Raw genomic sequence first — 14,002 nt, forward strand, 5'->3', positions numbered from 1 at the left:
CGGGACGTTGCGCTACGATGCCCGGCCGCCGGGTGATGCCCGGCCGCGCAGGCTCGGTTGCTCATGGCCGCCGGCCCGCCCGGGCGACGGGACTCAGGTCCGGCTGAGCAGTTCCAGGTGCCGGTGGGCGTCGGCGGCGATGTCGGCGCCGACCAGCCAGCGTCGGGTCCACAGCCGGGCCGCCACCTGGGCGGCGTCGGTGTCGTCGGAACCCGCCGCGTCGCCGTCGCGGCCGGATCCCCCGACACCGGGCCCGTCGGCCAGGTCGACGAGCAGCGCGGCGGCCAACGTGTACGCCGTCCGCAGCGCCAGCGGGCGCGCGCCGGCCGCCGTGTCGGCCCCACCCGGGTCGGCCGCGACCCGGGCCAGGTCCGTACGCAGCCGCCCGGCGGCGTCGGTGAGCGCCGCGGCCACCTCGGGGTCGGCGGCGGTGGCGGCCGCCCGGTCGACCCGGGCCAGCAGCGGCCCGGCGGCCTTTTCGCGGGTCACCGCCCGCAGCGCGTCCAACGCCAACACCGTGGTGGTGCCCTCCCAGATCGGCAGCACCTGGGCGTCACGCAGCAGCCGGGGCACGCCGGTGTCCTCGACGTAACCAGCGCCGCCGAAACATTCGACGTACTCGCTGGCGGCGGCGACCGCGAGCCGGCCGGTGGCGAGCTTCGCCAGCGGTGCGGCCAGCCGCAGTTCGGCCGCCGGGTCCACCTCGGCGGTGGCGTCCGCTCCGCCGGGTGTCGACCGGCCGGCGACGCCGGCCTCGACCTGTCCGAGCAGGTCGAACACGTGGCCGGCGAGGACGAACGCGCCGGCGGCGTCGACGGCGAGGGTGCCGAGCAGGCCACGGTGCGCCGGGGAGTCGACCAGCCGGCCGCCGGCCACCCGCCGGGCCGTGGCGTAGGCGTGCGCGTACGCCAGACCGCGGCGCATCCCGCTGGCCGCGGCGGAGGCGTTGTGCAGCCGGGTCACCACCACCAGAGTCATCGCCCGGGCCAGGCCGGGCCGGGCGGGGTCGCCCAGCGGCAGCGCGTACGCGTCGCGCAGGCCGACCTCGGCGGTGGGCAACGCCCGGGTGCCGAGCTTGTCCTTGAGCCGGTGCACCCACACGCCGGGGGCGGGCGCGTACGGGTCGGTGCCGGTGCCGGCAAGCGGCGAGTCGGCGGCGTAGCGGGGCACCAGGAACGGCACGAGCGTGCGGCTGCCGTCGGCGGCGCCGACCGGGCGGGCCAGGGCGACCGCGACCGCCGAGTCGACCGCGGAGCAGAACCACTTCTCGCCGGTGAGCCGCCAACCGTCGCCGTCGACGGCGGGGTGCGCCACGGTGGTCGACCCGGACAGGTCGGAGCCGCCCTGGGCTTCGGTCATCCACTGCCCGCTGGTGATCGCGGCGGCGGGGTCGGTGGCGGTGAGCCGGGGCAGCCAGGTGTCGCGGACCGCCGAATCGACGTCGGGGTGTCGCAGCAGCGCGGCGGCCCCGTCGGCCATCGCCACCGGGCAGGAGAACGTCGCCGACTCCGGCGCGTACAGGTGCAGCAGGGCGTGCTGCACCACCCGGGCGTCCGGGCCGAAGGCGGCGCGGGTGTCGGCGCGGTACGGCAGCGCGACCAGGGCGTGCCGGGCGGCGGCGGCCCGCAGCCGCTGCCAGCCGGCGCAGGTGTCGACCCGGTCGACGCGCCGACCCCACGGGTCGTAGCGGACCAGCCGGGGCGGCCGCTGTTCGGCGTCGGTGTGCGCGGCCCGCAGCGGGCCGGCGACGTCGGCGGCGAGGGCGGCCAGCCGGTGCCGGGCGGCGGTGTGCGTGGCCGGGCCGAGTCGGTGGCGCAGCCACCGGTCGAGCAGCCAGTCGGTGCGGTACGGGTCGCCGGGGGCGGGCACAGGTTGGACGTACCGGTTCACGATGATCGATCCTCCTCGCCACGCACAGCTGTTACTACCCGACAGTAACCTGCGGTGGGTTTCGCTGGCAGCGTGACGGTCTTCCGGACGGTCGCGCCGGGCGGCACAGTAGCGTTATGCGACTGCTGATGCTGGGCGGCACCGGGTTCGTCGGCCGGTGCGTCGTCGAGGAGGCGTTGGCGCGCGGCTGGTCGGTCACCCTGCTGCACCGCGGCCACCGGCCGGCGCCGGCCGGCGCGCAGGTGGTCGTCGGCGACCGGACGGCCGCCGACGGGCTCGCCGGGCTACGCACCGGCGGCTGGGACCTGGCCGTCGACACCTGGGCCGGCGCGCCGTCGGTGGTCCGCGACGCGACCCGGCTGCTACGCGACCGGGTCGGGCACTACACGTACGTGTCGAGCCGCTCGGTGTACGCGTACCCGCCGCCGGCCGGGCTCGACGAGACCGGGCCGGTGGTCGACGGGTCCGACGACGACGGCGACGTCCCCTACGCCCGCGCCAAACGCGGCGGTGAACTCGCCGCGCTCGCCGCCTTCGGTGACCGGGCGCTGCTGGCCCGCGCCGGGCTGATCCTCGGTCCGTACGAGGACGTCGGTCGGTTGCCGTGGTGGCTGCACCGCGTCGCCCGGGGCGGCGACGTGCCCGCACCCGGGCCGCCCGACCTGCCGCTGCAGTACGTCGACGCCCGGGATCTGGCGGCCTGGCTGCTCGACGCCGCCGCCGCCGGTGTCGGCGGACCGGTCAACGTGGTCAGCCCGCGCGGCCACACCACGATGGGTGATCTGCTGACCCACTGCGTCGATGTGACCGGGGCGGCCGCCCGGCTGCGCTGGGTCGACCCGGCGGCGGTGGCCGCCGCCGGTGTCGCGCCCTGGACCGAGCTGCCGATCTGGCTGCCTCCGGGTAAGCTGCACGACGCGCTGCACCACGGCGACGTGTCCCGGGCACTGGCCACCGGGCTGCGCTGCCGGCCGGCGGCCGAGACCGTCGCCGACACCTGGACCTGGCTGACCAGCGTGGACCACCGTCCGGCGCTGCGTACCGACCTGCCGCCGCTGGGGCTCGACGCGGGTCAGGAGGCCACGCTGCTCGCCGCCGCCGAAGCGGATCCGTCCGCCGGCTGACGTGGTCGGCTAGCCGGGTCCGAGGTCGCCGGTGCGGTGGTGCCGCCGGCACAGCACCTGGTACCGCACGTCGCAGTGGTCGACGGTGTCACCGATCACCACCTGTTCGCCGTGCCGGGCCACCACACCGTCGACGACGCGGGCGTTGAGCAGGCCCTGCCGGCCGCACCAGCAGAGCACCTCGACCTGGATGCGGCACACCTCGTCGGCGATCTCGAACAGCCGCTGCGCCGCCGGGAACAGCACCGACCGGAAGTCACTGGCCAGTCCGAACGCGAACACGTCGACGTCGTAGCCGTCGACCAGGTCGGCCATCTGCCCGACCTGGTCGACGGTGTAGAAACACGCCTCGTCGCAGATCAGGTAGTCGACCCGGGTGCCGTCCGCCCAACGGCCGCGCACCAGCGCCACCAGGTCCAGGTCGTCGGTGACCTCGATCGCCGAGTGGGCCAGCCCGATCCGGGTGGTCACCTGCGGCCCCATCGACCGGTCGTTGCGGGTCAGCACCAGACCCCGGCGGCCCTGCCGGGCGTGGTTGTGGTCCATCTGCAGGGCCAGCGTCGACTTGCCGCAGTCCATCGGACCCCAGAAGAACTTCAACGCCGCCCCGTGCCGCAGCCGCCCGTCACCGGCGGCCAGGCAGGCGGTCGCCAACGCGGACTGGTCGCCGCCGCCCGGCCCGGCCATCCTCGGCTGACTGTCGTCGGTCACGACCGGGCAGCTTACTAGCCGTTACCGCCGGCACCGGCGGCCCGGGTCGCGATGCCGGGTCAGGCGGCGATGCCGGATCGGGTCCGGGCCGGGCGGCGATGTCGGACCACTGTGGCAGGATCTGCCGCCATGTTCCCCCGCACCTGGACTCTCACCCACATCGAACGTGTCATCCGTACCGCCTGGTCCGCCGACACCTGCGATCCGGCCGACCTGGCCGACTGGCACACCGGCAACCCGGCCCGCGGCCAGTGCGGCGTCACCGCGCTGGTGCTGCACGACCTGCTCGGCGGCGAGCTGCTGGTCGGGGAGGTGAGCGCCGGTGGGCGGCGGACCGGCCAGCACTGGTGGAACCGGCTCGGTGTGGTCGAGATCGACCTGACCCGTGACCAGTTCGGCCCGCACGAGCGGATCAGCGGCGCTACGGTCGTCGACCGCCCGGACGGTCCGCCGCGCCGCTGCCGCGAACAGTACGAGACGCTGCGTACCCGGGTGTTGAAGCAGCTCGGTGCCGACACCACGGTGGCGGCCGGCCGATAGCATCCCCGCCGGGCGACGGGAGCGTACGCCGGCACCAACCCGGGAGAGGACAGACAGATTGTGAACGGACCGGTACGGCTCGCCGTCGACCTGGGCACCACGCACACCGTCGCGGTGGTCCGCCGCGGCGACGAGCCACCTCGGCCGCTGCTGTTCGACGGCACTCCGCTGCTGGCCTCCGGGGTCTGCGTCGACGCCGCCGGGGGCGTCCACAGCGGACGTGACGCGCAGCGGTTGGCCGCCGGGGAGCCGCACCGGTTCGAGCCGCACCCGAAACGCCGCGTCGACGACGGTACGGTGCTGCTGGGCGACCGGGAGCTGCCGGTCGTCCAACTGCTGGCGGTGACCCTGCGCCGGGTCGCCGCCGAGGCCGCGACCGCCGGCGTGCATCCGGCCGGCGGCACCGTGCTGACCTGCCCCGCCGACTGGGGCACCCCGCGTCGGGACCTGCTGCGCGCGGCCGCCACGGCGGCCGGACTGGGCCCGGTGCGGCTGCTCGACGAGCCGATCGCGGCCGCCACCTACTGTGTCCGGGTGCTGGGCCGGCAGGTGCCGCCGGGCGGCACGCTGGCCGTGTTCGACTTCGGCGGCGGCACCCTCGACGTGGCGGTGGTCCGCAACGAGCCTGCGGTGGGCGGCGTCGGTGGGCTGCGGGTGCTGGCCACGGGCGGGCTCGACGACCTCGGCGGGCTCGACGTCGACGAGGCGTTGGTCGCCCACCTCGGTCACCTGGTCGCGGTCCGGGACCCGCAGCTGTGGCAGCGGCTCAGCCGGCCGGTGACCGCCGCCGACCGCCGCGACCGGCTCGCTTTCCGGTCCGAGGTGCGGGCCGCGAAGGAGATGCTGTCGCGGGCCTCGGCGGCGCCGGTGACGGTGCCCGGGCGGGACGATCCGATGCATCTGACCCGCGAGGAACTGGACCGGATCGCCGGGCCACTGGTCGACCGGGCGGTCGACGAGACCCGCCGGGTGCTGCAGCTGGCCGGGGTCGACCCGGCGCGGCTGGTCGGACTGCTGCTGGTCGGCGGGGCGAGCCGGATGCCGCTGGTCGCCAGCCGGTTGCACGCCCGGCTCGGGGTCGCCCCGTCGGTGCCGGAGCAGCCCGAGCTGCCGGTGGCGTTCGGCGCGCTGCACCACACGCCGTCGACGGATGGCGCGGCGCCGTCGACCGCCGCGCCAGCCGCGCCGCACCCCGTACAGGCAGGCCCACCGACGGCCGGTCCGGTCACGTCGGGGCCGGCCGGATCCTGGCCGGGGACACCACAGGCTGGTGGACGGCCGACACCGCCGCCGGGCGGCCACCGGCCGCCGCGCCGCCGTTGGCGCGGCCGGGCGGTCGCGGCGGTCGCCGCCGCCGTGGCGGTGACGCTGGCCGCCGGGATCGGCCTGACCAACGGCTGGCTGCTCGACCAGTTCACCGGTGTCGGTGACGGCGGCGGGCCGGGCGACACCGATCTGTTCGGTGGACTGCTCGGCGACGGCGACAACGGCGGGACCGGTGACACCGCCGGCGGCCTGACCGAGGTGCACCAGGTGACGTTGCCCGCCGGCACCGGCGGCTCGTCGGTCACCGTCGCCGGTGACCTCGCCGTGTACGCGGCGGTCGCCGTCGGCGGCACCACCGTCACCGCGGTACCGGCCGACGGCGGCGACCCGGCCTGGACCGCCACGGTGGACGTCGAACCGACGGAGGTGCGGCTCACCGCCGTCGGTGGGCTGCTCGTCGTCGACGCCGTCGACTCGGCGACCGACGGCGGCGACGACATGCGGGTCGTGCTCGACGCCGCCGACGGCACGGTGCGGTGGAAACGCAGCTGGCAGGACCGTACCGACGTGGTTCGGCTGGGCACCGACGTGATCGTCGAGATCAAGGACGGCATCTTCGACAACGCGGTCGCCCGGATCGACCTGACCACCGGGAAGCAGCGGTGGCGACGCGACGCCCCCGACGACGACCTGCTGGTCCTCGACGCGTCCCGGATCCGGGCGGCGACCCGGTGGACCGGCACGGAAGGTGACGAGGACGCCGGGGTGCTGCCCGCCGCAGGGTACGGGCTGCGGGACAACCGGCACGCCGCGCCGGACCGGGTCGTCGAGCTGAGTGAGGGCAGCGGCCGGGGGTTCGTGCTGGACACCGGCGACGGTGACCCGATCGCCAGCGGTGACCTGCCGCTGGACCACGACGCGTGGACCGTCTACGAAGGGCTCGCGATCGGCAAGCTGTCCGACGAGGCGTCACCGGGGCGGGCCGTGCTGGCCGCGTACGACCTCGACGGGTTCACCCTCACCTGGGAGGTCCCGCTGCCGGCCGGCGACACCATCGAACTGGTAAAACCGTGCGGGGCGCGACTGGTGTGCGCGGCGGTCGACGGCGGCACGTACCGCACGATCGCCGTCGACATCGGCACCGGCGATGAGAAGTGGAACCGTCCGACCGCGTTCGGATTCGAGGACAACTGGTACGCGGTGCCGGGTGGGCTCGTCTTCGGTGATCAGACGTTCGGCACGGTCGACGACTTCTACCTGCTCGACGACGCCGGTGCTGAGATCACCGCCGCCGACGACACCCGGTCGGCGGCGGCGGTGACCGACGGCCGGGTGGTGGTGCTGGGCCACCGGATCGACACGGCGTCGAGGACCGCTGTGCCGCAGGTCTCGGTGTGGGACGCGGCGACCGGGCGACGGACCGCACCGGTAGACGTCGGCGTCGACCTGGCGACCAGCCGGGTGACGCACGCGGTGGTCGGCGGCGACACCGTCGCGGTGGTCACCGCCGACCATCAGGTGCGGGTGCTGTCCGTGACCGGGCCCGGCTGATTGGGCGGCCCGTCGGGCCGCCCAATCAGGCCACGGTCAGTAGACGTTGACCCCGTACGCCGCCAGCGCGTCGGCGACCGGCTGGTGGTAGGCCCGGCACTCGGCCCGGTTGCTGCCCGAGTGCAGACCCAACGCGGTGGTGCCGGCGAACACCGCGCCGCCGCTGTCGCCCTTGTCCACGCACAGGCTGGTCTGGAACAGCCCGGTCACCGGGCCGGCCGAGTAGTTGACGGTGACGTTGACCGCGACGACCGGGCCGGTGGTGACCCCGGTGGTGCTGCCGCTCTTGCTGACCGTCTGCCCGACGTACGGGTTGCCGGCGCCGGTGATGTCCCGCAGCGTCCCGTCGTACAGGTTGACCGCCCCGGGCCGGTAGACGGTGGTGTCGACCCAGCGGACCAGGCCGAAGTCGTCGCCGGGGAAGTTGCTGGCCACTGTGGTGCCGGCGTCGGCGACCCCGTCGACCATCCACTGCGTCCGCGACTCGGTGCAGTGCCCGGCGGTGAGGAAACCCGGCCGGCCGGCGGTGTCGTACACGTTGAACCCGAGCGAGCAGCGGCCGTTGGAGTAGATCGGGTCGCCGCCGGCCGCGGTGGTCTCCACCGTGCCGGCGACGCGTTCGACGCGGACGGCGTCGCCGAAGCGGGCCGCGACCGCCTCGACCAGCGCCAGCCGGGCACCGGTGACGGTCTCGTCGACCGAGACCACCACCTGGTTGCTGACCGGGTCGGCGTACCAACTGGTCCCCGGCACGGCCGCCGACCGCGACAACGCACCAGTGACCCGGGCCAGGTCGTCAGCGCCGCGTTCAACGGTGCGGGCCACCCCACCGGCGGCCCGCACCGCACGGGCGGCCGTCTCATCGGTCACGGTCACCACCAGATCACCGGTTACCTCGTCCCGGTACGCCCCGGCGGACCGGTCACCGAGCCGGTCGGCCAGGACCAGGGCCGCCTCACCGCCGAGTTCGGGGGCGGGCCCGGGGGCAGCGGCCGCCGGACTCGCCAGCAGACCACCGACCAGTACGGCGGTGGCGGCCAGCGCGGTGCCGATCTGTCTGATCGGCGTTGACATGTCCCTCACACAGTCCTCCTGCGATCTGGTGAACGTGAGATGTCCGGGCAGGACGGCGATCATCATCGCCGCTGGCGGCAGCGCTGCACACCGTGCCATTGCCCATTTGTGGGCGACCATCGGGCCAGTGCCCGACGCTGACCGGTGCCGTACACCCGGCCGTGGCGAGTGGACCTGCCACAATGGGCGGCATGATGTCCCGCCGCCCCGGCCCCGTCCCGGTCGCCGTGGGCGGTGTCCTGGCTGCTGCTCTGGTCGGCCTCGTGGCGTTCCTGGCCGCGCAGGGCCTCGACCGGGCCGACCAGTGGGCCGGCGTGCTGGCCCTGTTCCTCGGGGTGGCGGCGCTGACCGTGCAGGCCTGGGGGCTGTGGTCGTCGACGCGGTGGCCGACCGGTGACGCCGTCGCCGCCGATCCGCCGACCGACGCACCGGCGCCGGTGGCCGAGCCGGCTGCCCGTAGGTCCGTCCGGCTGCCGGTGATCCTGTCGGCGCTGCTGGTCGCCGCCGCCGTAGGGGTGAGCGTGGCGGCGTTGCGCGACGCCGACTCGACGGTGGACGGCGCACCGGGGTGGGTCGAGGTCGGCAGCGGCAGCGGCGTCGTGCTCGGCGACCATCAGAGTATCGACCTGGACACCGGGCAGGTCGGCGGTGAGCACCTGCCGGGTGGGGATCTGTTCCTGTCCCAGCGGTCGGACCGGGTGACCGCGCTCGACGGTGGGGAGCTGGCGGTGCTCGACGTGACCGGGGAGCACACCGTGCGTCGTTGCCTGGACGCCGCGCCGCAGGCCTGGGACGGCATGATCAACGGCTTGTACGGGCTGCCGGCCGGTACGGACATCTGCCTGACCGACGGTCAGACGAACGCCGCGATGCTCACCGTCGAGCACCCGCCGGACGTACTGGCCCGCACGTTGACCTTCAGCTACACGCGCTGGCAGCTGCGGGATCCGACCACCGGGGCGGCGCCGGCACGCTGACCGCGCCGGTTCCCGCCCGGCGGGGCCGGGCATACTGGGGCGTTGTCGACGGACGCTGCGGGGGAGGACCGGATGATCATCGACGTTGCGGAGATCGAGGCGGCGGCGCGGCGGATCGCCGGTCATGTGGTGCGGACGCCGACGGTGCCCAGCCCCGGCCTGTCCGGGCTGCTCGGCGTGCCGGTGACGGCGAAGCTGGAGCTGCTGCAGCGTACCGGGTCGTTCAAGGCGCGGGGCGCGGCGGCGAAGCTGCTGACCCTCGACGACGGGCAGCGGGCGGCCGGTGTGGTGGCGGTCAGCGGCGGCAACCACGGCATCGCGGTGGCGGTGATGGCGCAGGCCCTGGACGTGAAGGCGACGGTGGTGATGCCGCGTTCCGCGCCGGAGCGGGCGGTGGAGGTTGCCGCCGCCGCCGGGGCGACGGTGCGGGTGGTCGACACCATGGCGGAGGCGTTCGACCTGACGGCGCGGTTGCAGTCCGACGGGCTGGCCCTGGTGCATCCGTTCGACGACCCGGTGGTGGTCGCCGGGCAGGGCACCGTCGGCCTGGAGTTCGCCGACGACGCGTTCGCCGACGACCGGACGGCACCGACGGACGTGCTGGTCAGCGTCGGCGGCGGCGCGTTGATCTCCGGGGTGGCGGCTGCGCTGCGGGCCCGCCGGCCCGGCGTACGGGTCTGGGGGGTGGAGACCGACGGCGCGTCGGCGATGGCGCAGGCCTGCGGGCACGGCGGCCCGCTGCCGGTGAAGCTGTCGTCGATCGTGTCGACGTTGAGCGCGCCGACGGTGTCGCAGCTGACCTACGACCACGTCACCGAGCTGGTCACCGACGTGCTGGTGGTGTCGGACGCGGAGGCGGTGCGCGGCAGCCTGGACCTGGCCGAGCAGGCCAAGGTGTGGGCGGAGCCGGCAGCCGGGTGTCTGCTGCCGGCCGCCCGCCGGGTGGTCGAGCGGGTCGGCCCGGACGTCCGGCTCGGCCTGGTGGTCTGCGGCGGCAACGTCACCGTCGCCGACCTGGCCGGTTGGGCCCGTCGGTTCAACCTGACCGGCTGATCCGACGGGCCGGGCACGGCACCGGCGTACCGGCGCCGGCGCGGTCAGTACACCCGGGCGTTGTACGCCGCGAGCACCTCGGTCACCGGCTGGTGGTAGGAGATGCACGCACCGACAATCCCGCCCGAGGTCAGGCCCAGGGCCGTGTTGTGGGCGAACACCGCGCCGCCGCTGTCGCCACCGGCGGTGCACAGATTGGTCCGAAACAGCCCGGACACCGGGCCGGCCGAGTAGTTCGCCGTAACGTTCACGGCGGTCACCGACCCCCGGGTCAGCCCGGTGGTGCTGCCGCTGGCGCCCAGCGCCTGCCCGACGTACGGGTTGCCGGCCCGACTGATGTCACGGGTGCTCCCGTTGTACATGTTGACCGCACCGGGCCGGTTGGCGTTGGGGTTGTCCCAGCGGACCAGGCCGAAGTCGTTGCCGGGGAAGCTGCTGGCGACTGTGGTGCCGGCGTTGGCGACCCCGTCGACGGTCCAGAACACCCGGTTGTTGGTGCAGTGCCCGGCGGTGAGGAACATCGGCCGGTTCGCGGCATCAGCCACGTTGAACCCGAGCGAGCAGCGGACGCCGGAGTGGATCGGGTCGCCGCCGGCGGCGGTCGTCCGCAGGACGCCGGGCATCCGTTCGACGCGGACGGCGTCGTCGAAGCGGGCCGCGACCGCCTCGACCAGCGCCAGCCGGGTACCGGTGACGGTCGCGTCGACCGAGACCACGACCTGGTTGCTGACCGGGTCGGCGTACCAACTGGTCCCCGGCACGGCCGCCGACCGCGACAACGCACCAGTGACCCGGGCCAGGTCGTCAGCGCCGCGTTCAACGGTGCGGGCCACCCCACCGGCGGCCCGCACCGCACGGGCGGCCGTCTCATCGGTCACGGTCACCACCAGATCACCGGTTACCTCGTCCCGGTACGCCCCGGCGGACCGGTCACCGAGCCGGTCGGCCAGGACCAGGGCCGCCTCACCGCCGAGTTCGGGGGCGGGCCCGGGGGCAGCGGCCGCCGGACTCGCCAGCAGACCACCGACCAGTACGGTGCCGGTCGCGAACGCCGCGCCGATCCGGCGGATCGACAGGGGTGGCACGATCATTCGTCCTCCTGCGGGAATCGATTCGTCCGATTCTGGATGAATCGATCCTCGCGGCGGCCGGGTTGCTAATACACCAGGCGGTTCCCTACACATCGACATCCGCCGGCGCACCGGGCCAGTGGCGCAGCGATGCGTCGATGGCGTCCAGGATGCGGGGCCAGCTGTCCTGCGGGTCGGGGTCGCTGTGGCTGAATCCGCCGGCGGCCGCCAGGTCGAGGTAGCCGTGGATGGTGGCGCCGATCAGCCGTACCGCGTGGGTCTGTTCCTGTTCGGGCAGCCGGTAGCCGTGCAGCACCGCGCGCAGCAGCCGGGTGTGCCGGCCGCCGGCGCTGGCGGCGGCGGTGGCCGGGTCGAGCCGCAGCCGGGCGGCGGCGTAGCGGCCGGGGTGCTCGCGGGCGTAGTCGCGGTAGGCGTCGGCGAGCCCGGCCAGCGCGTCCCTGCCGGCCCGGCCGGCGACGGCGTCGGCGGCCCGGTCGGCTAGCTCGGCCAGCGCGAGCAGGGCGATCCGGGTCCTCAGGTCGTCGGAGCCGCGTACGTGTGCGTACAGGCTGGCGACGGCGACGCCGACGTGGCGGGCCAGCGCGGAGACGGTCACCCGGTCGAAGCCGATCTCGTCGGCGAGTTCCGCGCCGGCCGTGGTCAGCCGCTGCGCGTTCAGTCCGGCCCGCGCCACCCGTACCCGCCTCCTCCGTCGAACCGACATCGATTATGCGTTTGCCTAACACCTTTAGGCAAAACTAGCCTGCCCGGTATGACACCACTGACCGAGCAGGAGATCCGCGCCGCGTTCGTCAACTGCACCAAGGGGGAGACGAAACGCCTGTACGTGCCGCGTGACCTCGCCGGCCGGCCGTGGGACGACCTGGACTACCTCGGCTGGCGCGACCCGCAGTCGCCGGCCCGCGCCTACCTGGTCACCGAGCTGGCGGGCCGGCCCGCGGCGGTCGCGCTGCGCTGCCCCGACCCGGCCGCCCGCCACCTGCGGCGCAACATGTGCTCGATCTGCCTGACCGCGCCGCAGGCCGGGGTGTCGTTGATGGTCGCCCCGAAGGCGGGCCGGGCCGGCCAGCAGGGCAACTCGGTCGGCACCTACCTGTGCAGCGACCTCGCCTGCTCGCTGTACGTGCGTGGCAAGAAGGACCCGGGGCCGGGGGCCAGACTGCAGGAGTCACTGACCCTGCAGGAGAAGGCCGCCCGAACCCTGGCCGCCGTCGCCGCGTTCGTCGCCAAGGTGACCGGCTGACAGCTTCTACCGCAGCGTCGCGGCCCGGCGGCGGTGCGACAGCGTGACGTGGTGGTGCGCTCCGGCGTGTCCGGCCGGGTCGGTGTGCACGGTCGCCGACACCAGCCGGGGTACGGCGTGGGTAAGCTGGTGTTCGGCGTCGGCGGCGACCTCGTGCGCGGCGAGCAGGCTCAGGTCGGCGTCGACGACGAGGTCGGCTTCGGCGTGCAGCCGGTGGCCGATCCAGCGCAGCCGTACCGCGGTCACGTCGCGGACACCGGGCACCGCGCGCAGGGTCGTTTCGGCGGTGTCGACCAAAGCCGGGTCGACGGCGTCCATCAGCCGCCGGTACACCTCGCGGGCGGCGTCGCGCAGCACGTACAGGATCGCGACGGTGATGGCGAGGCCGACCAGCGGGTCGGCCCACTGCCAGCCGACCGCCGCGCCCCCGGCGGCGGCGACGACCGCCAGCGAGGTGAACCCGTCGGTACGGGCGTGCAGCCCGTCGGCGACCAGCGCGGCCGAACCGATGCGCCGGCCGACCCGGATCCGGTAGCGGGCGACGATCTCGTTGCCGGCGAACCCGACGACCCCGGCGGCGGCCACCCACGGCACGTGGCTCATCGGCGCCGGGTGGATAAGCCGGTCGACGGCGGTCGCGCCGGCGGCGATCGCCGAGCCGGCGATGACGACCACGATGACGATGCCGGCGAGGTCCTCGGCGCGGCCGAACCCGTACGTGTAGGCGCGGGTGGCGGCGCGCCGGCCGATCAGGAACGCGATGGCCAGCGGTACGGCGGTGAGCGCGTCGGTGACGTTGTGCAGGGTGTCGCCGAGCAGCGCCACCGAGCCGGAGGCGGCGACGATGACGGCCTGGGCGGCGGCGGTGGCGGCGAGGACCGCCAGGGAGATCCACAGGGCGCGGAGTCCGTCGCGGGACGCTTCGAGGGAGTCGTCGACCTTGGCGGCGGTGTCGTGGGTGTGGGGGGTGAGCCGGTGCAGCGCCCGTCGCCACCAGGCCCGCCGCACCGGATGCCGGTGACCGTGCGGGTGGTGGTCGTGACGGTGGTGGTCGTGGTCCATGGCGATGGCAGAATACGTGCTCATGTACGCACGCGACAACGCTGCAGGTGCCACCGATGGGCAGCAGCCACCGACCGGCGCGCAGGTCGACACGGCGGTGACCGCGTTGAAGATGCTGGCCGACCCGACCCGGCTACGCCTGCTGTGGCAGCTGCGCGACGGTGAACACGACGTCGGCACCCTCGCGGCGGCGGTCGGCGCCGCCCGCCCCGCCGTGTCGCAGCACCTGGCGAAACTGCTGCTCGCCGGCCTGGTCGCCAGCCGCCGCGACGGCCGCCGGGTGCTCTACCGGGCGCGCGGCGGCCACGTCCGCCGCCTGGTCACCGAGGCCCTGTGCGCCGCAGACCACCACCTGACCGGCGCCCCCGACCACGACTGATCCCACATTGCCGGCTGGCCCGGCCGGCTAGAACGAGTGTC

The 14,002-nt window shown here is 74.8% G+C and carries 13 protein-coding genes; 7 read left to right on the forward strand and 6 right to left on the reverse strand.

The window, feature by feature from the left end; genetic code table 11:
• Positions 1 to 93 precede the first annotated feature (93 nt).
• A complete protein-coding gene (locus EDC02_RS09125) occupies positions 94 to 1,890 on the reverse strand; it encodes an acyl-CoA dehydrogenase family protein (RefSeq protein WP_123601565.1) in 1,797 nt (598 codons plus the stop codon).
• A gap of 116 nt (positions 1,891 to 2,006) precedes the next feature.
• Here EDC02_RS09125 and EDC02_RS09130 point away from each other — a divergent pair, with 116 nt between their 5' ends.
• Complete coding sequence (locus EDC02_RS09130; protein ID WP_123601566.1) at positions 2,007 to 3,014, forward strand: NAD-dependent epimerase/dehydratase family protein; 1,008 nt, start codon at positions 2,007 to 2,009, stop codon at positions 3,012 to 3,014.
• Between the two features lie 9 nt (positions 3,015 to 3,023).
• On the opposite strand, the gene EDC02_RS09135 is transcribed toward EDC02_RS09130, so the two are convergent.
• Positions 3,024 to 3,701: a thymidine kinase gene (locus tag EDC02_RS09135; protein WP_123601567.1), complete on the reverse strand. Its 678-nt coding sequence runs from the start codon at positions 3,699 to 3,701 to the stop codon at positions 3,024 to 3,026.
• A gap of 153 nt (positions 3,702 to 3,854) precedes the next feature.
• On the opposite strand from EDC02_RS09135, the gene EDC02_RS09140 reads away from it, so the two are divergent.
• Together EDC02_RS09140 and EDC02_RS09145 are read left to right on the forward strand one after the other, a co-directional pair.
• Entirely contained in the window at positions 3,855 to 4,265 is a 411-nt protein-coding gene (locus EDC02_RS09140) for a hypothetical protein (protein ID WP_123601568.1), read from the forward strand.
• A 60-nt stretch (positions 4,266 to 4,325) separates the two neighbouring features.
• Complete coding sequence (locus EDC02_RS09145) at positions 4,326 to 7,082, forward strand: Hsp70 family protein (RefSeq protein WP_123601569.1); 2,757 nt, start codon at positions 4,326 to 4,328, stop codon at positions 7,080 to 7,082.
• Positions 7,083 to 7,118: 36 nt separating this feature from the next.
• Here EDC02_RS09145 and EDC02_RS09150 read toward each other — a convergent pair whose 3' ends face one another.
• A complete protein-coding gene (locus tag EDC02_RS09150; RefSeq protein ID WP_123604644.1) occupies positions 7,119 to 8,156 on the reverse strand; it encodes a S1 family peptidase in 1,038 nt (345 codons plus the stop codon).
• Between the two features lie 191 nt (positions 8,157 to 8,347).
• Between EDC02_RS09150 and EDC02_RS09155 the strand changes: the two genes are divergently transcribed.
• Both EDC02_RS09155 and EDC02_RS09160 read left to right on the forward strand, forming a co-directional pair.
• Positions 8,348 to 9,133, forward strand: coding sequence for a hypothetical protein (locus EDC02_RS09155; protein WP_148083378.1), 786 nt, complete (start codon positions 8,348 to 8,350; stop codon positions 9,131 to 9,133).
• 72 nt (positions 9,134 to 9,205) lie between these two features.
• On the forward strand, positions 9,206 to 10,186 hold the full coding sequence (locus EDC02_RS09160; RefSeq protein ID WP_233605817.1) for a threonine/serine dehydratase: 981 nt from the start codon (positions 9,206 to 9,208) through the stop codon (positions 10,184 to 10,186).
• Positions 10,187 to 10,230: 44 nt separating this feature from the next.
• Here the strand turns inward: EDC02_RS09160 and EDC02_RS09165 are convergent, their stop codons facing one another.
• Entirely contained in the window at positions 10,231 to 11,277 is a 1,047-nt protein-coding gene (locus EDC02_RS09165) for a S1 family peptidase (RefSeq protein ID WP_123601571.1), read from the reverse strand.
• An 85-nt stretch (positions 11,278 to 11,362) separates the two neighbouring features.
• Complete coding sequence (locus EDC02_RS09170; protein ID WP_123601572.1) at positions 11,363 to 11,950, reverse strand: TetR/AcrR family transcriptional regulator; 588 nt, start codon at positions 11,948 to 11,950, stop codon at positions 11,363 to 11,365.
• Positions 11,951 to 12,028: 78 nt separating this feature from the next.
• Here EDC02_RS09170 and EDC02_RS09175 point away from each other — a divergent pair, with 78 nt between their 5' ends.
• The gene (locus EDC02_RS09175; protein WP_123601573.1) at positions 12,029 to 12,520 is read left to right on the forward strand and encodes an FBP domain-containing protein; all 492 of its coding nucleotides are present in this window, start codon (positions 12,029 to 12,031) and stop codon (positions 12,518 to 12,520) included.
• 6 nt (positions 12,521 to 12,526) lie between these two features.
• Here the strand turns inward: EDC02_RS09175 and EDC02_RS09180 are convergent, their stop codons facing one another.
• Positions 12,527 to 13,606, reverse strand: coding sequence for a cation diffusion facilitator family transporter (locus EDC02_RS09180; RefSeq protein ID WP_199757558.1), 1,080 nt, complete (start codon positions 13,604 to 13,606; stop codon positions 12,527 to 12,529).
• On the opposite strand from EDC02_RS09180, the gene EDC02_RS09185 reads away from it, so the two are divergent.
• The gene (locus tag EDC02_RS09185; protein ID WP_123604646.1) at positions 13,605 to 13,961 is read left to right on the forward strand and encodes a metalloregulator ArsR/SmtB family transcription factor; all 357 of its coding nucleotides are present in this window, start codon (positions 13,605 to 13,607) and stop codon (positions 13,959 to 13,961) included. The two genes, EDC02_RS09180 and EDC02_RS09185, sit on opposite strands and share 2 nt — an antisense overlap.
• Positions 13,962 to 14,002: the final 41 nt, after the last annotated feature.

The organism is Micromonospora sp. Llam0, from assembly GCF_003751085.1.
Classification (GTDB): Bacteria; Actinomycetota; Actinomycetes; order Mycobacteriales; family Micromonosporaceae; genus Micromonospora_E.